Here is a 20,330-nt window from a genome sequence, read left to right on the forward strand (position 1 = left end):
TCTAACTTCTTGACTCTTGGCTCTAAGATCTCGGCTCTAACTTCTTGGCTCTTGGCTCTAGCTTCTTGGTACTTGATACTTTGTACTTTGTACTCCAAACAAGACATAGTTTTTCCACCTCGGTCTATCCGACCAACCAGCAATAATGAATAATAAGATGTAATGTGTCAGCGCTACCAGCTACTGTGAGCTTGCTGACCTGAGTGTGTGGTAACCGATCTGCTCGAAGCTGCGCAACTTCTTAATCGGCGAAAAAACGAATCCTTAAATCGGATTCTTAGGCTTCAGAGGATACAGGCGATCTACCGCGGCGATGCCAGGAACTCCTCTTGTTAATTCCTTAAGCTCAGTGAACGTTAAACATAAGCTCCCTCCTATCCGAAATGGACTTGCCTTGGATACTGAAGAAAAATGCTTTCTGTTCATGACTTATTCTTTATCTGAAAAATACTCCAACAGCTTGTAGATATTCTTGATATCGTCTAGCTGTACCTTCCGATGAGTATCGGAATCGCAATTCTCAAGCTTTACTCTCTCCAAAATCCTTAGTATGGATTCCTTGAAATGGCTTGCTTCATTTTTTGGAATCAGGACCGACTTTTCTAAATCCTGAGTGTCTCCTTTGTTCCTTTCAAGCATTCAACATGAATTTATGTAAATACATCATGTTTATCTTGATATTCAAAAACATTTAATCAAGTATTTCTTGTTATTTTTTAAGAATAATTACCTTTAAGTAAAGAATAAATGGAATGACAAGACTTGGAGAAATTTTCAGCAGAAAATCTATTAACAAATCTGACGTAGCTAGAAAAACTGGATTAACACCTCAGAGAATTGGTGTCCTAACATTAGATGAAAAAGCAAAATTATCCGCCGCTGAACTCTATCTGATAGCCAAAGCTATAGATGAGGATCCATGTAAGCTATTGGATTATGTGTGTCAGGATTTGAAGTGAAAAGCGAGTAATTTCATAATGCGTCGTTATTAAGAAGATTAAAACAAAATCGAAAATATTTGGAATATTCTGGATGGTATTATTTTTAGTTTTGCTGGTCCTTTTACTTTTAAAGAAAGAATAAGAGCTCACTATACTGATAAAAATCAAACAGAAGTCATGATGAAGATGATGGAGATGAATGAGGCGATGAGGAAGATATTGGAGGGAAAATAATACGTTTAATCCAAATAGATTTGAACTACGAAAAATATGAATCAATATCGGGCTCAAGTGATTCTTTGGAGTTTGAGTTTATCAGCGAAGGGCCGAACGGTAAGTTTAAAAAAATCGTTCAATTCTCACAAACCAATAATCCCGATATTTACAATCTAGGATTTGGGGATAAGCTTGAAAATGGTGAAATAGATGATCAGATCAGGAACAATAATCAGGATAGAAATAAAATTCTAGCTACGATAGCTACAATTGTTTATGAGTTTACCTCGAAATATCCATCAAAAATGGTGTTCTTTTCTGGTAGTACTACAGAAAGAACCCGGCTTTATTGAATGGCAATTTCTAAAAATTTAATAGAATTGGAAGCTGACTTTGAAATTTCAGGTGTAAACTTTGACGAACAAAAATCCGTTATGGAAATATTCAGAAATGGTAAAAATTACGATGGATTTCTAGTAAAACGAAAAATAAGTTAACTTTACAGCCATGAAATCGAAGAAAAAATTAGAAGGCGCAAGTAAGTTTGGAATTAAAATCCAGAAGAATACTTCTTTGAATAGTTCTTCAAAAAAAGTACTCTTTCCTTCCCAGCTTGAATTTGCCAATAAGGTGGTTTCCAAATTAAAGCTGGAAACCAATTGACAGTAATAAGATATATGTAGAAAAAGGTGGGTAATAAAACACCTAACATTATAAAAAAAGATCATATCGCAGGGTAATTACCCAGCAACCTATTGGAATAGTAAAAATTTTAAATAAAAAGGCACTTTTTGGTGCTTTTTGTTTTTGTAGGGTCTCTTGAGAATTGCGAACGTAAATTGGCCGCTCCGTGAATATTATAACATGACCGGCCTGAAAGATTGGAAAAACCCAGCGATGGGTGCGGTTGGCGGTTGTCTGTTGTCGGTTGGCAGGTCTGAAGACTGCATTGAGATGGAGTAAATGGTGTGTGGGACACAAACCTCGGGTGAGGTAACGATCCTGAAAGGATCAAACTATAAATAGCCATGGGTGCAACCCATGGGACACAAAACAGCATACATTTTTGGCTATAATGACCCCGAAGTGGGTCGAACTAGTATTACCTTACAGTAGAATCCTGCCTTGTACTAAAAAGGGAGAATAGATAGCCGTTCGTGCAGAGAAATATCGGTTGGGGGTTGTTGGTTGTTGGTTGTTAGTTGGTTGTCAGTTGGTGGATTGAAGGAAGGTTGGAGTCTGCAAGTGGACTGCAGTAAGGTGGATTCAAGTCGGGAGAATTGAACCAGATGGAGGGCAGTCAAAAGATGGAAACGTAATGTCGGATCTGTCCGGCTTCTGGAGAAGCAGGACAACGGAGAATTGAACCAGATGGAACGGCATTTTTCCCCTTTCTTTTTGAAGGCAAAAAGAAACAAAAACCTTTGTCAAAATAATGCTTCAGCCGCACTAGCCTAACGCTGGCCCGCTATTTTGACCTCCTCCCCGCCCTAAAAACTAGCCAATGTGCTAGTTGAGTATTGCTCTTTGATCTAGATACAAGCACTAAAAGTCCCATAGGGACGGACTATAGGTAGTCCAGGGTTTCAACCTGGATATTCAGACAGATGGCTTGCGACAAATCCCCCTGCCCCCTTTGATTACAGCATGTTTTCCAAAATAAAACTAAAGGTGAAGGGGGAGTTTGACACGTGAAGCATCTGAAGTAGAAATCAATTTGAAATTAGTTGGGGAATGGAGATGTGCCGTGAGTGAGACACTCACGGAGGCGCAGCAAACAGCGGAATAATTTACCTAGCTTAAATTCTAAAAAAGTAGGTGCAGGGAAAGGATAAGCTTCCTAAAATCCTTATTTTTGAGTAAACGCAGGAGATTATGGAAGAATCAGAAAAATCAGATTTCACTGTACTGGAAAACAAAACTATAGGATCTATAACATACTAATAAGAGTGAGAGGTGACCAATGAATTCAGTATATTTTAGATGTAGAGAACTGATCTATAGTGATCATGCCATTAATCAGATGTTTAACCGCGATATCACAACTGAGGACATTGAGGAGGTGATCCGGTTGGGTGAAATAATTAATGATTATCCGAACGATAGACCCTTCCCTAGTTGTTTAATATTAGGTTTTGCTACAAAAAGGCCACTTCATTTGGTCATTGCCATAAATGAACTTGAAAGCAAATGTGTAATAATCACTGCTTATGAACCAGATCCCAAGCTATGGGCAGAGAACTTTAAATTTAAAATTTAACTAACTATGGAATGTACCTTATGCAAAAATGGCACTACTGAAAAAGGTTTGGTGACCGTCACACTAGAAAAAGGTAGCACAATTGTATTGATTAAGGAAGTGCCTGCAGATGTATGCGCTAATTGTGGCCATTACTACCTCTCAAGCGAAATGACCAAATTAGTGCTGGAAAAAGGAAATGAAGCTTATACGAAGGGAGCTGAACTTGAAGTGGTGAAACTTCAGGTGGCTTAATAGAACTGGGATTGGAGGTGTACAGTTTAGTGGGTGGCAGTTGGAAGTTGGAGGTCAGGAAGTTGGAGGTTGGAAGTTGGAGGTTGGAGGTTGGAAGTCGGATGTCTGATGTCCGGTGTCCCGTGTTGGATGTCGGATATCGGATATCGGTAAGTTCAATTGTTGAATATTAAATGATGAATGATGAAGTTGGAGGCAGTTAGGAGACTGCATTAAAGGTTGATCCAAGTCGGGAGAATTGGACCAAATGGGTTGATTTTTCGGATTACAAATCCTACGGTATGAGTTCGGGATTGCAAATCCCGAACAGCAGAGTGGAACGGTATTTTTCCCCTTTCTTTTTGAAGGCAAAAAGAAACAAAAACCTTTGTCAAAATAATGCTTCAGCCGCACTAGCCTAACGCTGGCCCGCTATTTTGACCTCCTCCCCGCCCTAAAAACTAGCCAATGTGCTAGTTGAGTATTGCTTTTTGATCTAGATTCAAGAACTAAAAGTCACATACTGACTGCAGTCTAGATTTCATCAAGAGTATCCTTCCTATTATATTGGTGGGATCGATTTTCTCAACAAGAAAATCAATCCCTGAACCATTCCATTTTTCATTTTAAATTAAAAGCATGAATTCCGGCATATTCTGCATTTCACTAGACTTCGAACTACTTTGGGGCATTTTTGATAAGGTGGGGACAAAGTATAACCCTAAGTATTTCGAGCATACGCGAAATATTGTTCCTGATATGCTCCAGGTTTTTGCCAAGAATAAAGTTCAGGCTACTTGGGCGACAGTGGGGATGTTATTCGCTGAAAATGAGGAAGAATGGCTGGCCTACTCCCCTATTCAAAAGCCCTCTTATAGAGAGCCTAAGCTTTCAGCCTATGAGTTTGCTGGTAAGATGGGTTTGAACCCTGCCGTGCATTTTGCACCTGAATTGATTAAGCAAATCATAAAGACCCCAGGACAGGAATTAGGCTCTCATACTTTTGCCCACTACTATACGCTGATGAGAGGTCAAAGCCCGGAACAATTCAGGCAAGACCTACAGGCAACTCAAAAAATCTCTCAGGATAAGTTTGGTATTTCCTTGAAGTCCCTGGTATTTCCTAGAAACCATATCAATGAATTATACTTGCCTATTTGCCTGGAAGAAGGCTATACCCAAGTCAGAAGTAATCCAAAAAGCTGGTTCTGGCAGGAAACCCAACACGAGGATTTAAGCAAAAAATGGTTTAGGTCGGCAGATTGCTTTATTCCAATCGGAAAAAACACCTCATTTTCTAAAGATGAAATGAAAGTCTATCCCAATGAACCCCTATTAATTCCGGCCTCCAGGATCTTAAGACCTATCTCAAAAAACAATCCCGTTTTTAACTCCGTCAGGTTAACCCGGGTAAAATCTGAAATGAGTTATGCAGCTAAAAATAAGGAAATCTATCACCTTTGGTGGCATCCACATAATTTTGCTAATGATCCTATTCAATCCATGCTGGAACTGGAAGAGTTAATGGTTCATTTTCAGTTTTTAAAAGCTGAGTACGGAATGGAGAGTATGAATATGGAGGGGATTGGGGAGTTAGTTATTAGTTGTTAGTTGTTGGATGTTAGTTGTTGGGTGTTAGTTGTTGGGTGTTAGTTGTTAGTTGTTGGGTGTTGGTTGGTTGACAGTTGTCACGAATAAGATTAAGGATTGGGAATTGGAGAATTTGAAATTGGTTGGAAGTTGGCCCCTGACCTACCGCCGATCCCTAAAGGGTATATTAAAGAATTTAAAATATTGAATGGTGAATAATGAATGTTGAATGGTGAAGTTGGAGGCAGTCAAGAGACTGCCGTAAGGTGGGTCCAAGTCGGAGTGAAAACCCCAGCGGGGTGGTAGATTTGTAGCCCAGGGTTTCAACCCTGGGATCAAAAAGTGGAGTTATTCACCAGCGCTGGCCTGCAATCGTCTTTCAGAGATATTGCGTTTTGCCAGCAAGATGGAAACGAATAGTTGGGGGGGAATTTAAAATGATGGAATTTAAAATTTAAAATTGGCGGAAGTTGTCCGGTGACCGGTGTTGGAGGTTGGTGGGTGGCCCGATAGGGACCGGAAGTTGCCCCGATAGGAATCGGGAGGTGTTGGTTGGTGTTAAGTTCGAATGATGAATGAAGAAGTTGGAGGCAGTAAGGATACTGCATTAATGCGGGTCCAAGTCGGAGTGAAAACCCCAGCGGGGTGGTAGATTTGTAGCCCAGGGTTTCAACCCTGGGATCAAAAAGTGGAGATATTCACCAGCGCTGGCCTGCAATCGTATTTCGGAGATATTGCGTTTTGCCAGCAAGATGGAAACGAATAGTTGGGGGGGAATTTAAAATGATGGAATTTAAAATTTAAAATTGGCGGAAGTTGTCCGGTGACCGGTGTTGGAGGTTGGTGGGTGGCCCGATAGGGACCGGAAGTTGCCCCGATAGGAATCGGGAGGTGTTGGTTGGTGTTAAGTTCGAATGATGAATGAAGAAGTTGGAGGCAGTAAGGATACTGCATTAATGCGGGTCCAAGTCGGAGTGAAAACCCCAGCGGGGTGGTAGATTTGTAGCCCAGGGTTTCAACCCTGGGATCAAAAAGTGGAGATATTCACCAGCGCTGGCCCGCAATCGTATTTCGGAGATATTGCGTTTTGCCAGCAAGATGGAAACGGAGAAAATTAAGAATTTAAAATGGTGGAATTTAAAATTTAAAATTGGCGGAAGTTGTCCGGTGACCGGTGTTGGAGGTTGGTGGGTGGCCCGATAGGAACCGGAAGTTGCCCCGATAGGAATCGGGAGGTGTTGGTTGGTGTTAAGTTCGAATGATGAATGAAGAAGTTGGAGGCAGTCAGGATACTGCATTAATGGGGGTCCAAGTCGGATTGAAAACCCCAGCGGGGTGGTAGATTTGTAGCCCAGGGTTTCAACCCTGGGATCAAAAAGTGGAGATATTCACCAGCGCTGGCCCGCAATCGTATTTCGGAGGTATTGCGTTTTGCCAGCAAGATGGAAACGGAGAAAATTAAGAATTTAAAATGATGGAATTTAAAATTTAAAATTGGCGGAAGTTGTCCGGTGACCGGTGTTGGAGGTTGGTGGGTGGCCCGATAGGGACCGGGAGTTGCCCCGATAGGAATCGGGAGGTGTTGGTTGGTGTTAAGTTCGAATGATGAATGAAGAAGTTGGAGGCAGTCAGGATACTGCATTAATGCGGATCCAAGTCGGAGTGAAAACCCCAGCGGGGTGGTAGATTTGTAGCCCAGGGTTTCAACCCTGGGATCAAAAAGTGGAAATATTCACCAGCGCTGGCCCGCAATCGTATTTCGGAGGTATTGCGTTTTGCCAGCAAGATGGAAAAGGAGAAAATTAAGAATTTAAAATGATGGAATTTAAAATTTAAAATTGGCGGAAGTTGTCCGGTGACCGGTGTTGGAGGTTGGTGGGTGGCCCGATAGGGACCGGGAGTTGCCCCGATAGGAATCGGGAGGTGTTGGTTGGTGTTAAGTTCGAATGATGAATGAAGAAGTTGGAGGCAGTCAGGATACTGCATTAATGCGGATCCAAGTCGGAGTGAAAACCCCAGCGGGGTGGTAGATTTGTAGCCCAGGGTTTCAACCCTGGGATCAAAAAGTGGAGATATTCACCAGCGCTGGCCCGCAATCGTATTTCGGAGATATTGCGTTTTGCCAGCAAGATGGAAAAGGGAAGATGTTTGATGTTAGGTTTTAGATGTCAGGTGTTCGACGGTTAAAGCCACCCATTGTTTTTAATGAAGAATATAGAATATCGAATGAAGAAGTTGGAAGCAGTCAGGATACTTCAGTATTCACAGCATAAGTCAAGTGACTTGCGCTAGGTAGTTGGACCCCCGCCACCTAAAGATGAGTATAGCCTTGATAGAAATCGGGATATTAAAGAATGTAAAATGTTGAATGTTGAATAATGAATAATGAAGTGGAGGCAGGGCCAGTGACAAGTACAGGTAAAAAAATCAAGGTATTACACTTGATCAAGAGTTTGGGCAGAGGGGGAGCTGAGAAATTAATCCCTGAAACGGCTTTGGTTCATGATCAGAATAAATTCAATTTCCATTGCCTATACTTCTATCATCAGGAAAACAATATCATTGATGAATTGGAGAATGCAGGCATTCAGGTCCATCACATTCCCTCTGGAAACTTAGGCTTATTTTTTCAAGTGAAGAGAGTTCGTGACTTCATCTTAGAATATCAATTCGATATTATTCATGCGCATTTGCCTTGGGCTGGAATTATGGCTAGATCGGTAGGTAATACGCTTAACATCCCCATAGTTTATACGGAACATAATACCTGGGAACGGTATAACAAACTTTCGTATTGGGGAAACAGAATCAGTTTTAAGCGACAGGATGTGGCCATTGCAGTATCCAATGAGGTTGCCCTTTCCATGCGCCTAAACTCCATTTGGGATCCTTATCAAAGAGGAGGAAGGATGAATCTGAAGGTGATTCAGAATGGGGTGAACACCAATGTATTTAAAAGAGTTACCCAGGAAAAAAGTAAGAAATCAGAAGTCAGAAATCTAAAATCTGAATTAACTATTCCAAAAAATGCTCCTGTGATTGGAATTGTGGCTGTATTCAGGGATCAGAAGCGCCTATGGCTTTGGGTTGAGGTAGCGGTAAAGATTCTGGAGCAATGTCCAGAGGCACATTTTTTATTGGTGGGAGATGGAGAATGGAGGGAGCGTATAGAGGAGCAAATTAAAAAGTCTGAAAAGGAGGCACATTTTCACCTGGTGGGGGTGCAAAAAGAGGTGATCCCTTATTTATCTATCATGGATATTTATATGAGCAGTTCTGAGTTTGAGGGATTACCTATAGCCATGCTGGAAGCTATGTCCTGCGAAGTTCCGGTGGTAGCTACCAGAGCCGGCGGTATAGGGGAAGTGATACAACATGGAGTGCAGGGCTATTTGACTGAAATAGATGATTGGGCGAAAATGGCAGATTATGCTGTTGAACTCATACAAAACCCCATGCTTCAAAATCAAATGGCTAAAGCCGCCAGAGACAGGGTGATAAAAGACTTTAGTATGAATAGGATGGTTGGTGAGTTGGAGGAGGTTTATTTGTCCGTTAATCGTTTTAGAAGGGAATTGGGGGAAAAGGGATTAGGGATTTGAGAATAGGGATTGGGGATTTGGGATTGGGAGAATAGGGATTGGGGATTTGGGATTGGGAGAATAGGGATTGGGGATTTGGGAATAGGGATTGGGGATTTGGGGATAGGAAACAGGGATTTGGGATTTGGGATTTGGAAAAAGGGAAAAGTGTGTGATTGGAAGCACTCATTGCTTTGGTGGTAATTTATTTTTTTCAGTAAGGTATCGAATGCTACCATTCAGAATTTTTAGAGCTGTAAAACAGTCTTCCCGAATTGAAAGATACAAATCCATTGAAATGTATTTACAGTCTTTTGCTTCAATCAAATGATCAAGAATTTCTCCTATCGACCCTCTAGAATTAAAAAAGAATTTTCGACTGTCTAAGAAGTGAAAGCGACCCCAGCCTTCAGCAATATTTGCAGTCGAGGACCTTGCTGCCCTTAATATCTGGGATTTTAATTCATATTTCTCTTTATCTGGAATTAGGTTAAGTACTTCATTCCTAATTCTATTTTTTAAAAAATTAGCAGCTTACCAGCATTTTAAGTCCTCGAAAGTATCCATAAAATAAGGGATTAGGGAATGGCTAATAGGGATTAGGAACCACTAAAAAATAGGTTCGGTCTTAAAATTTAGTCTTGAATTTTGGTTTTACAATTTACCCGTTTTATGGTTCTCAGCGAGCTATAGAATATAGTCTTTTCCCTAATCCCTTCTCTCTATTCCCTTTTCCCACAATCCTATTTCTCTACCAACTCCGCTTCAGCGATTCGTTTCCTCTCCTCCTCCACTATTCTATTAAATATCTCGCCACGTTTTTTGATGCGGGTGGTTTTTTGCCAGTCCATAAAGGCGACGACGACAAAAAGCATAAAGTACATGATCTGGGATTTTTGGCGTATGATAATCCCGAGATTAGACATCACGAAGGTCATGGAGATAGAGATGGAGATAAACACCACAGCAGACATCTTCACCATGGCAGGAGCAATCTTGATATAAGTCAGAAAGTCCTTACGAACAATCTTGCTAAACATGTAGATGTAGAGGGCATTCTCAAAGGAAATCGCAATTCCTAATGCATTAGGTGCATCTATAAACAGGGGTCTAAACCAGAAAGTGAAGAGCTTCATAGGCAAACTATAAGAAGCCATATCAACAGCAGACCCTGCTGATTGTAGCCTGCTCATATTTAATGCAGACTCTTCTTCAAAACTTTCAAGTAAATTATTAGGGTCATACCCAAGATAAATAATCAAATCTTCATATACATAAACACTCATTCCAATAGCAAAAAACACGACTAAATATTTTTGATACATAGGCACTTTTTCCTTCCCCAACACAAATCCCACTCCCATCCCAATCAGAATAGCAAAGAGAATGTGGGGCCTTACCATATAACATAGAAAACTACCAAATGCTATATGAGGAATTCGCTTTTGTGGCCAAGACAGCCCATAAATAAGAAACCCAATACCTGCGAAAATCACTGCCCCTTTTCCCAAAGATGCCGTCCAAAAATGCATATTGGGTAGAAACATGAAAATAGTGATAGCATCCCAACCTTCAAACTTGGGGTTAAAGCGTAGGTTTTCCTTAAAAAACAAGTAAAAATAGACAAAACCCCAGAACCCCAGCCATGTGCATAGGAACATCATCATGTCATAATTAAAACCAAACCAGTGAATCCATGGAAATGCTAACCAATGAATAAAAACTGTTCCCTCTTCAAAAGTAGTTGACCAATTTGTAGTGCGTTCTGTATAAATATAATACATCAAAGAATCAGATCTGTTCAATTGGGCATAGGTCCAGTATACCAATCCAAATAACATATGGTACCAGAAAATCTGGTTGAGCATACCAGCCTTCACCCATTTATGCTCCCGCTGTAGGTTGCCTAGGATGGGTTGGCTAATGCCAAAGAGAATTAGTATGAGGATTACCGCGCCGAGCACTGCGTTAATTTAAAATTATTGAATTAGAAATTTAAAATTAAGGTTTTACTTCATAGGTAGGAGGTTCGACTAAGCAATTTAGTGTTTTGGTAGAGATCCCCTCGCTCCTTTGTCTCTACTGCCACCTCGAAAATGTGTAATTGCTGTACTTGCCCACATCCCTTCACCAATTCTTCCTCTTCACCACCCCATATTTGTGAATAAATAAAAAGCATTTACTAGTATCCAAATGATCAATACCTCCTTCAAATCTTGAATATACGAAATCCAACTGTCTACTGAATCAGTACATTTTCTCTTGTCCTTTCCTATCTTTTTTCGTACATATCACTCAAATAGAATATTGAATGGACTGAGTTAAATGGTTTTCTTTCTCAATTTCATAATTGGTTTTTCAAAGAATCTGTATAAAAATGTTGAAATAAAAATACAGGATACCCAGAAAAGTAAATATCTGAAAACCACATCCAATTCTTCGTTTCGTAAGTGGATATCTTTCAAAATAGATCTTTTTACCAAAGCTAAGTTGGTCAGGTATAATGAATAGGAAATAAGTGAAATATGCGTTATAACTAATTTAAATTTATAGCATGGGGTTTTCAATAAGATGATTTTTGGAAAAACCATCAATATGGAAATTGATGTGATTAAAGGATAGATTATTAGAATAGTTTTATTAAAAGAACTATTTAAAATGATCTCGAAAAATAAATAAATAGTTATTCCTATAATGAATAATTTATCGGTGCTCTTAAAGAATAATCCATTATAATATTTATAAATATAGGCGCCAATTACACCTATAAATAAACTATCGAATCTTGTTACCACCATTTTTCTTATATTAAGATCAACCCAATCTTTTGAAGGTATTTCAACGTTAAAAAGAACAAATATTCTTGAAAATATTGAAAATGATATTACTATTAATGCCGTTGTGATTATTGCTTTATGAATATTTTTTTGGATTTTTAAATTAAACAAAAGCAACAAGGGGAATATAAAATAAAACCATTCTTCAACGCTAAGACTCCAGGCTTCTGTAAAAAATTTTTCAGGATGAGGGTACCATAAATTTTGAGAGAAGAAAAAGTAAGGAATAGATTTAACTCTTTCAAACATTGGAACTGTTCTTGGTGCAATAGCTAATAAAATTAGAAGAATTAAGAAATAATTTGGAAGTGTTCTTAACCACCTCCTATTCCAGAAAAATTTCAAATATTTGAAATTTAAAGGATGGGTTTCAATATCTTTTAAGATGATTCCTCCAATAAGAAAGCCACTTAAAACAAAAAAGATTGTAACTCCATCAAATGAAATCAAATTCATATACGGTCTGATTACTAAAGGTAACATGTCATTACTATGAGAAACCAGAACAAATATTATAGCTATTGCTCTTACAGCATCTAAACCGAAATTTCTTGAGTCCATATCTTAAATATAGTTTTCAAGTAATAATATTTCCATAGTATTATATCTAATCAATTCCTCACCACATTTCGATGCCTTTCGTGACTGAAACATTGTCCATTTTTTCTTGTCACTCCCTCTCTATTTTCGAATATGGCACTCAAAGTATCGGGCATTCTAGATACTTTCTGAGAGGAGGTCCTAATTTGTAAACTGAATGGGATCCACTAAACTCTTCCAATCATCCAATAGACCCAGTTCCACGACCCCGTCAATATTAATGGCAAAAACTTTCTATTTAAGCAGCATTTCCTATCCAAAAAGATATACCTGCAGAATACACCAAAGGAGATTTGACTTTTTACTCATTTACTTGACTGGATCAGGCAGCTCAATACCTAATTTCCGATCCGCTACTATTCAGGCAAGAACCTCCAGGACATGGTATTATCAGATACCATCGTCGAGAAACTTATGGTGGCAAACAAAGCCTCAAAAGCCAAACCATTTTACCCATTGAAAAGCTAGCCATTAGATAAAAAGTACCTTCGGCAAAAGCATCAAACTAATGTCTCCAACCTCTAGCATGGTTAAAATAGTTTACCGAATCTGATCGATTGAATTGGGCATAGGTCCAATAGACTAAACCAAAAAACATATGATACCTTAACATTTGGATCAGCATGCCTTCCTAAATCCATTTATGCTCTTTCTGCAAATTGCCTAGTATGTGTTGGCTAATGCCAAAAAGGATAAGTATGAGGAATATGGCGCCGAGGAAGGTTGATTAGTTATTGGTTGTTAGTTGTTAGTTGTGGGTTAACTAATATACTGATTTACCGATCACCGCCTCATACCCCCCCCCAATTCCTCTACCATTCGCTTCATACTGAATTGAGCAACGACACGCTCGCGGGAGGCGAGGGATTTGATGAGGTGAAGGGGTTTTATTTTCAAAATTAATTGTATTGCAAATACTAAACTATAATCCCTAAGCCAAAATTTTTAGGATAATTATAAGCTTTCTTTCCAGTTACTTTTGCAATATCAAAGACAGCTTTTCTCACTTCAGGAAAGCTTTCCGTATCATGAAATATACAGCACTTACTATGGCGCACAGCCCAAAGCCCACATTCAAAAGTCTCTTTGTAATTATGAACAATATCTACATGTGCAAAATCGTAATTTGATTTATCCAACTTTATCCAATCTTGGTAATTGGATTTAATTAGTTCAATGTTTGGATACTCACGCAAAGACTCTTTAGTTTCTTTATAGTGATCTCCTTTATGATCTGTATGAGTATCACCAAAAAACGTATCAATACCTTTAACTTGTTCAAAATAATTTGAAAAAACTACAGACGAAAAACCAAATTCAACACCAAATTCAATACAAGATTCCCTTTCGATATCAAACATCTCTAATATATCTTCAATAATTAATTCTAATCCAGACCACCCTGACTTATATGTTAATACTTTTTCAGGTTTTACAAACTTTTCCGGTGAATAAGGAATTAATGGATACTTAAAACTATAATATTGTCGAATTAGCTTTTTCTTTAATTTAAGTATTTTTGAAATATTCATTTACATAAAAACATTAACGAGACTAATTATTTATCTACTCTATCTCCTTTCGGCTAAGTAATTAGCCGTATGGAAAACTTCTAAGCTTGAATCATAATATTCAATTTCGTATAACCCATCTGAAACTATCCTAAACAATTTGAATCCTGGTGACAATAGTTCGTAAAAGTCTCTGAAAAAGACTTTTGAATCTATGTCACATTTGCCAAATTCAAATTGTATAAAATTCAAGGAATTGGATTCAATCATATTCTTAGCTCCTTTAATAGCAGCTAATTCATGTCCTTCTATATCTATTTTTAAAATGTCAATAACTTCAATATCGTTCTCTCTACAAAAGAAATCAACAGAAGTTACTTCTATTGATTCAGTAAATTCTTCATTAAAATAATTAAGTGAATAAGCTAAATTGTATACTGATGCGGTTGTTCTACCATTCCCGCTTGAGTACAATTTCAGTAATGTGTTTTCACTGCCTATCCCTAATTTATGCGGCTTTATTTGAGAATAATTCTCTGTTTTTTCCTCTAAAATCTTGAAGGTAAAACTAGATGGCTCGAAGGCATGTATGGTTGATTTATTCTCGAATAACTCATTTGCCAATAATGAATATTCACCTGAATTTGCTCCAACATCAAAAATCAGAATCTTATCCTTCCCTTTCAATTTTTCTTTCATATAATTCAAAGCCCAAATCTCACCGCTATGATTCAGAGAAGCGCCTCCAAAGTAGTTCATTCCAATCAAGGAAATGTGGTGTAATTTTATCCATAAAGGCTGGAGCACCTTTGATCGAAAAATTTTTAGAAGTTTTTGCCTCATTTAAATTTGATTAAAATACGCTTCGAATTGAGTTGAAATTTTGGAAATAGAGTAGTGTTCCTTTATGAATTGTGAACTAGTTGAGAGCAAAGCACAACGTTCTGAATCGGAAGTGTGAATTAGATGATTTAATTCATTTTCAAAACATTTAGAATCCCCAGAGTATACTAACCGTCCTCTATATTTATTTACTATTTCACCAATGCCACCTACATCGTAAGCGATTACAGGAACTTTGCAATACATAGCTTCCAAAATAACTCCCGGTAGACCTTCTATTTTAGAAGGCATTACCAAGGCCGTGGCTTTGGTTAAAATGGGAAAAATATTTTCAAGGGCAGGAATCATGATCACTTTAGATTCTATACCTAGCTCTTTTACTTTTTCTACTAATTTCTCTCGAAGAATGCCAGAGCCCAGAAATACTATATGTAGATCTTGGTGAGTTGCAGAAATCCTTGAGAAAATAGCTAACATACCTAAAGGGTCTTTCTCAGGCACTAGACCTCCAATTTGCAGTAGAAAGTTATCGGGTAAGTTGATCGTAGTTTTCTCCTTCTGTTTAAGGTCAATATCATTCAAATCTATTCCAATTGGAATTACGATTGATTTAGTCAAAGGGTAGCTAAAAGTACTATGAAGATTTTCTGCTGAAGCTTTTGACACTGAAATTATTCCTGATACCTGATTTAAAAGCCATTGGTTGAAGCTTTTATGAAAACCATTTCGGATAAAATCCCCCATTTGATTCGCATTTCGATAGATAATGAGGTTTTTCCATCCAAAAAACTTCTTAGAAAACACAGAAAATTTTAGTGTATCAGCTGCATTTGCCTGAATGATGTCAGGATTAAATTCTTTAATAATTCTAGAAATTTTTTTCCACCCTTTAAAATCAAAAAACCGATTGGAAATCGGTCTATTCAATTTAATCCATTCCCCGCTGAACGGTAAATCGGATTCGCCTTCAAAAATGCTTACTAACAACACTTCATTTCCAGATAGCCTAAGTTGCTCACTAAGTTGTGCCGCAAAAATCTCTGCTCCCCGACGTTGAGGTTTTTGTATTAGTTGGAGGATTTTCATTTGGGTTCTTTTTTCTTCATTGCACTACCTTAATATGCTGCTAAAAAACTAAAAGCAAATGAATAAAATTAGTATTTGAAATATGAGAGGAGTCGAAAGGTCCTCGACTTCGCTCGGACTGACCTGTTTTCAGTGTTTTGAAATCATTCAGTCAATGGTATCTAAAAATAAAATCTGTTCCAAAAAACACAGATCGCTTCGTTCCTCGCGATGACGGAATTAATGACGATCTAATGCTTTCTCGTAGATTGCTAAATAAGCTTCTCCATTCTTTACAGGATCATTCTTTTCCTTAAGGCCTTGCAAAGCTTTTTCACCTTTGAGGGCAATTATAGATGGATCTGAAATTATATCAAGTATTATCTTTTCCAACCTCGCTTCTATTATTCCAGATAATGCTTTTCTGTCTTCGTTTTGCCTATACAATCCTTCTCCATCCTGATCTTTAGGCACTTCGATTAGCCAGCCTTTTTTATTGTCATTAATCTCCGGAAGCGCTCGAATATTTGTGCTAATTACAGGACAGCCCTGGGATTGATATTCCAAAACTGAGTAACCATAAGTATCTGCATAAGTTGGAAGCAATCCTATATGGGTAGTTTTTAAGAGTTGGAGAACCTCGGAGTTTGGTATATTTTGATAATGCGAAATTTGAGTACGATGAGTTGAAATAATCTTCAAAGCCAATTCCTGATCAACTTGAGAAGTTTGGGAGGCATAGTCATTGAATTTCAAATTACTAATAATCCTTAACTGAACATTTGCTCCCTCTAAAATCAAACGATCGAAAACCCGTAAAGTCTCTGCACCGCCCTTTCTAAAAAAGTCATTTCCTATCAGGGTAAAAACCAGAGTATCGTTTATACTTATTCCTTTTTCTTCCCATGAATCAAGGTTTGACGATTGGGAAGGGTGAATGACCGTTAATTTTTCTGATATCTTTTGAAGGTATTCGGGAAACTCTTTCTCAACACGTTTTAACATAATAGATTTGGCGCAGCCACTCATAGCAACTATCCCTTTACAGGAATCTGAAGTGATGGTTTTCATACCAAATTTATCCATTCCCCAGCGAGGTAGTGAGGTTTCAAAGGTGGTGATCCAAGGAGTCTTTGAAAGTGAGAGTGCATTGAAAAAATGAAAAATATCTACTTTCCTCTGAAATGGTGCAAAATGAATATTCTTCATTACAGGGTGAGCAAACAATTTCTTTAGACTTGGTGACCGCATCAACACTCTATAGGGAGATACAAGATCCAAAACTTTGGAATAAGCGACCTTCTCAGCAATAAGTCCAAAGAAATTTTTTCTATGATTATAACTTAATCCAATAGTCCCAACTTTCAGTTTTTTCATATTAAAAATCAGTTAGGCTTTAAAAATTCTAAAATATTCTTACAGCGAATATCCCAAGTAAATTGAGTCTCCAGCGCATTTTTAGCATTATCACCTAGGTTCTTTCCAAAACCTACAGACTCCATAATTCTATTGACGCTAGCAACCCAATCAGGAAGATAATCTGGATCGCAAAGCAACGCTGTATGATTATGTTCCAAAATCTCTCTTATCACTGGAAGGTCGGAGGCTATAATAGGCTTCCCCGCTGACATATATTCAAAGATTTTTAAAGGGGACATCCATGTGGAAAGGTTGTTAGCTTGCTTTGAGTTTTTAACAAAAACCTGGCGTTGGTACGGGGCTAAAAGAATATCAAACTGTGATATAAATTTATGAGATTCACCTGGCGCTTTGTACCCATGAAATATTAGATTTTTTTGCTTTTCATCAAACTGAGACCTCCAAAATCCGATTTGGCTTCCGGTACCACCTACTATATGGAAATCTACTTCTTTCATCAATTTGCTCAACTGAATAATAATCTCCATACCCTTTCCTTGATATAGAGATCCCACATACCCAACTTTAAACTTTTCTCCTAATTCTTTTTCTTCAAACCCAGAATTTCTATATATTTCTGCACCATCATGAGCTATAAAGACTTCTTTGGAATCAATATTAAATTCACTTATCAAATGTGTTCTAAGAGGTGAGCTAATGACTATCCATTTTTTGATATACCCTTGACTGACAATAAATTGAAAAATATTTTTTAACCATTGTCCTTTGGTATTAAAAGGTTCATGAATCTCAAAAACAATTGATTTACCAAACAAGCTATACCAAAATGCAGCATAAATAGATCTTGTATAAGCTATAGTATTTGGTGCAAATGAGAAAAATGGTAGGAATGCATTATAGAGTCTACCTGACAATAAGAATGCTTTAAAAGGAAATAAACTTATTTTGAAGCTATTATCCACTCCATAAAAAGAATGGATATCAAAAACCTTTTGAACATTGTTCCTGGTCCTCTTGCCCAGAAGAGTCACCTTATAACCTTGTTTTGAAAATGCCTGACACATTTTCATCACATGAACAGAATCAGCAGAATAAGAGGGAATGGAAGAATCTGAGATATATACAATCTCTTTATTTACCATTTAAGTGAGATTTTTAACATTCTTAGTTATAAAAGTCTCAGAAACCCTTAACTCTTCCTGCTGAAGTATTTTAAATAATTTATTATCCAAGAGTATTTGTTTTGCTTCAGCATTTTTCAAGATTTTCAGAAAATTTTGAAATTCTAATTCAGCATCATGAAACCCCTGTCTGTCGATATGCCTTAAAGTTTCTTTCACAGATCTAATATTATCCCTATAACCATCAGCATAATCAGTTTTGAAAAAAGTAAAACCCGTCAAGTAAACTTCTTTTGCCTGAGAATTTAAAGCCAGATACAATCCTAGAAACCCACGTGTTGGTGTATAAGTACCAAACAACTTTTGGATAAAATTATAAGTTTTTGATGATAGCATAAATACATCCTTTGAACTGGACTTATACTTCTTAAAATAGTTAAAAACATTTCTCTTTCCCGAAGTATCAGTTTTGGCTTGAACCAGGTATTTCAAATTGAAGTTATCGAAAACCTCCCAATCTAATGGACCACCACCGCCATCGTCTAAATTCTCATGAAAATTGTGAATTAAAACATCTGTCTTCCTACCAATAAACTTTTCATTTTTTTCATTGTAGGTAATTAAAGCCTTATTGATTCTAATAACTATATCAAAATTATCAATAAAACTGCCCAACTCTCTTTCCAATGCAGAATTGGCAGCTCCGATGACCACTACTCTTTTACCTTTAAAAATTTCTTGGTACTCAAATTTTTTAGCTCTCGAATAATATAATAAACCAGCCTGAAGATTGTCTATTATTTTCATTTGCTAAAACTATGGATGTATTCATTCTCCATTTGCAAATCCATATTATTGTAACCTATAAAATCAATCCCATTTAGATTTGCTGCTTCTAAATCATTTTTTGAGTCTCCTATTAAAACTAATTCAGAGGACTCAAATGGTAAAATCTTCAGTAAATTATTAACCAACTCTGTTTTCGGAGTTGGGGAACCACTAATTGATTTGAAATGATGAGCAATTTCAAGTTGATGACAAAGTTTTCTTAATTCTATCTGATCTGAACCTGAAACTATATGCATTTCCTGAAAGGAGGAATTCTTCTTTATGAAATCTAAAGAATCATTAATTAATAAGTCTTTAGAACTCAACAATTCCAGCATGATTACTGAGAATTCCCCACAAAGTTCATCGATCATTTCTTGCTTAACAGGTACTTCTAAAATTTTTTCGAAGAAATACCTAAACTTAACATACCTAGACCAACCACCATTCCTGTGATGAAATTGAATTAACTTTTCAACGGCATCTTTGGGATAACTTTCAAGAACTTTTCTAAATCCCAATTCCCTAACCGGCATAGAGTCCAAAATCACCCCATCAAAATCCCAAAGGATAACCTTATATTTTTTTAAGTTTTTCATAAATAGCTTCTGCCATAGTGAAATCATCCTCCCAGTCTATATCCCAGGATTTGATTTTATCCATTTGATACAATGCCGGATTTGTGCCCAGTCTATTATTTTTTTCTATGTATATATTCCTCGGTGCTAGGAAAACAGCGTGATTCACTTCATAAAGGGTTGGCAGATCCTGTGTTCTTGGCCATTTGAACTCCGAGGAATCGGAATTAAATACTCTACCTTCTGAGTTCAATAGAAAGTTTTGAAAAGCAGATACTGATAACAATGAATCATGGCCATTTGCCAAATCATTCCAGTACTGCTCAACTACTAAATCATAATCTTTCCCTAAAACAAAAGGTGTAGTCACATGCCCCCATAATATGTGGTCATTTTGAATAATGCTTGGCACATATTGTATCAAGTCTGATAAGGCTGTGGTGTCCACACATAGTCTATCAGGACGAATCTCTACACGTAGCTTATGATGAGGATCAAAGATACCCTCAGCTATACGAATAGCTTCCTCATCGTTAGTGCTAAGAACTATTTCATCCAAGAGCTCACTTTCTAGCAATTGAGTAATTTTAAGTTCTAATAGTCCACCAGATAAATCAGCAAAAGGTCGAGTGCTTTTATTAATCACACGTTGACTCCCCTTACGAACGGGAAGAAAGAAAGAGACTGATTGATTCATAAGTAAGAATAAAGGGTGGATTTAAACCTATCTTGATAGGGAATTAAATTTAGAGAAGTTTTAAGTCGT

General features: G+C 37.5%; 19 protein-coding genes and 1 pseudogene. 7 read left to right on the forward strand and 13 right to left on the reverse strand.

Features of this window, described 5'->3' with window-relative positions:
* Positions 1 to 264: 264 nt before the first annotated feature.
* Both ACPUEN_RS07390 and ACPUEN_RS07395 read right to left on the reverse strand, forming a co-directional pair.
* Positions 265 to 426, reverse strand: a complete 162-nt coding sequence (locus tag ACPUEN_RS07390; protein WP_425639454.1) for a hypothetical protein — start codon at positions 424 to 426, stop codon at positions 265 to 267.
* Between the two features lie 3 nt (positions 427 to 429).
* The gene (locus ACPUEN_RS07395) at positions 430 to 639 is read right to left on the reverse strand and encodes a hypothetical protein (protein ID WP_425639455.1); all 210 of its coding nucleotides are present in this window, start codon (positions 637 to 639) and stop codon (positions 430 to 432) included.
* A gap of 113 nt (positions 640 to 752) precedes the next feature.
* Between ACPUEN_RS07395 and ACPUEN_RS07400 the strand changes: the two genes are divergently transcribed.
* From ACPUEN_RS07400 to ACPUEN_RS07430, 7 genes and pseudogenes are all read left to right on the forward strand, one after another.
* Positions 753 to 959 carry a helix-turn-helix domain-containing protein gene (locus tag ACPUEN_RS07400; protein WP_425639456.1) on the forward strand — a complete coding sequence of 69 codons (207 nt, stop codon included), beginning with the start codon at positions 753 to 755 and terminating at the stop codon, positions 957 to 959.
* Between the two features lie 236 nt (positions 960 to 1,195).
* Positions 1,196 to 1,654, forward strand: a pseudogene (locus ACPUEN_RS07405) (DUF6934 family protein).
* Positions 1,655 to 1,664: 10 nt separating this feature from the next.
* Positions 1,665 to 1,820 (forward strand): hypothetical protein, encoded by a 156-nt coding sequence (locus ACPUEN_RS07410; RefSeq protein ID WP_425639457.1) that lies wholly within the window; start codon positions 1,665 to 1,667, stop codon positions 1,818 to 1,820.
* A 1,300-nt stretch (positions 1,821 to 3,120) separates the two neighbouring features.
* Positions 3,121 to 3,417 carry a DUF4258 domain-containing protein gene (locus ACPUEN_RS07415; protein WP_425639458.1) on the forward strand — a complete coding sequence of 99 codons (297 nt, stop codon included), beginning with the start codon at positions 3,121 to 3,123 and terminating at the stop codon, positions 3,415 to 3,417.
* Between the two features lie 6 nt (positions 3,418 to 3,423).
* Positions 3,424 to 3,651, forward strand: a complete 228-nt coding sequence (locus ACPUEN_RS07420; protein ID WP_425639459.1) for a type II toxin-antitoxin system MqsA family antitoxin — start codon at positions 3,424 to 3,426, stop codon at positions 3,649 to 3,651.
* A 618-nt stretch (positions 3,652 to 4,269) separates the two neighbouring features.
* Positions 4,270 to 5,241: a polysaccharide deacetylase family protein gene (locus tag ACPUEN_RS07425; RefSeq protein ID WP_425639460.1), complete on the forward strand. Its 972-nt coding sequence runs from the start codon at positions 4,270 to 4,272 to the stop codon at positions 5,239 to 5,241.
* A 2,357-nt stretch (positions 5,242 to 7,598) separates the two neighbouring features.
* Entirely contained in the window at positions 7,599 to 8,822 is a 1,224-nt protein-coding gene (locus tag ACPUEN_RS07430) for a glycosyltransferase (protein ID WP_425639461.1), read from the forward strand.
* A gap of 165 nt (positions 8,823 to 8,987) precedes the next feature.
* On the opposite strand, the gene ACPUEN_RS07435 is transcribed toward ACPUEN_RS07430, so the two are convergent.
* From ACPUEN_RS07435 to ACPUEN_RS07485, 11 genes are all read right to left on the reverse strand, one after another.
* Complete coding sequence (locus ACPUEN_RS07435; RefSeq protein ID WP_425640161.1) at positions 8,988 to 9,311, reverse strand: four helix bundle protein; 324 nt, start codon at positions 9,309 to 9,311, stop codon at positions 8,988 to 8,990.
* Between the two features lie 233 nt (positions 9,312 to 9,544).
* Positions 9,545 to 10,765, reverse strand: coding sequence for a hypothetical protein (locus tag ACPUEN_RS07440; RefSeq protein ID WP_425639462.1), 1,221 nt, complete (start codon positions 10,763 to 10,765; stop codon positions 9,545 to 9,547).
* A 357-nt stretch (positions 10,766 to 11,122) separates the two neighbouring features.
* Positions 11,123 to 12,199 (reverse strand): acyltransferase family protein, encoded by a 1,077-nt coding sequence (locus ACPUEN_RS07445; RefSeq protein ID WP_425639463.1) that lies wholly within the window; start codon positions 12,197 to 12,199, stop codon positions 11,123 to 11,125.
* 956 nt (positions 12,200 to 13,155) lie between these two features.
* Positions 13,156 to 13,770 carry a class I SAM-dependent methyltransferase gene (locus ACPUEN_RS07450; RefSeq protein WP_425639464.1) on the reverse strand — a complete coding sequence of 205 codons (615 nt, stop codon included), beginning with the start codon at positions 13,768 to 13,770 and terminating at the stop codon, positions 13,156 to 13,158.
* Positions 13,771 to 13,809: 39 nt separating this feature from the next.
* Positions 13,810 to 14,592 (reverse strand): FkbM family methyltransferase, encoded by a 783-nt coding sequence (locus ACPUEN_RS07455; protein WP_425639465.1) that lies wholly within the window; start codon positions 14,590 to 14,592, stop codon positions 13,810 to 13,812.
* Positions 14,593 to 15,678: a glycosyltransferase family 4 protein gene (locus ACPUEN_RS07460; protein ID WP_425639466.1), complete on the reverse strand. Its 1,086-nt coding sequence runs from the start codon at positions 15,676 to 15,678 to the stop codon at positions 14,593 to 14,595.
* 219 nt (positions 15,679 to 15,897) lie between these two features.
* Complete coding sequence (locus ACPUEN_RS07465; protein ID WP_425639467.1) at positions 15,898 to 17,034, reverse strand: glycosyltransferase family 4 protein; 1,137 nt, start codon at positions 17,032 to 17,034, stop codon at positions 15,898 to 15,900.
* Between the two features lie 8 nt (positions 17,035 to 17,042).
* On the reverse strand, positions 17,043 to 18,179 hold the full coding sequence (locus ACPUEN_RS07470) for a glycosyltransferase family 4 protein (RefSeq protein ID WP_425639468.1): 1,137 nt from the start codon (positions 18,177 to 18,179) through the stop codon (positions 17,043 to 17,045).
* Entirely contained in the window at positions 18,180 to 18,965 is a 786-nt protein-coding gene (locus ACPUEN_RS07475) for a glycosyltransferase family 29 protein (protein WP_425639469.1), read from the reverse strand.
* Positions 18,962 to 19,585: an HAD family hydrolase gene (locus ACPUEN_RS07480; protein WP_425639470.1), complete on the reverse strand. Its 624-nt coding sequence runs from the start codon at positions 19,583 to 19,585 to the stop codon at positions 18,962 to 18,964. The genes ACPUEN_RS07475 and ACPUEN_RS07480 overlap by 4 nt, the downstream gene beginning before the upstream one ends.
* A complete protein-coding gene (locus tag ACPUEN_RS07485) occupies positions 19,563 to 20,261 on the reverse strand; it encodes a cytidylyltransferase domain-containing protein (RefSeq protein WP_425639471.1) in 699 nt (232 codons plus the stop codon). The genes ACPUEN_RS07480 and ACPUEN_RS07485 overlap by 23 nt, the downstream gene beginning before the upstream one ends.
* Positions 20,262 to 20,330 lie beyond the last annotated feature (69 nt).

The sequence above is a fragment of the Algoriphagus yeomjeoni genome (assembly GCF_049821175.1).
GTDB lineage: Bacteria > Bacteroidota > Bacteroidia > Cytophagales > Cyclobacteriaceae > Algoriphagus > Algoriphagus yeomjeoni_A.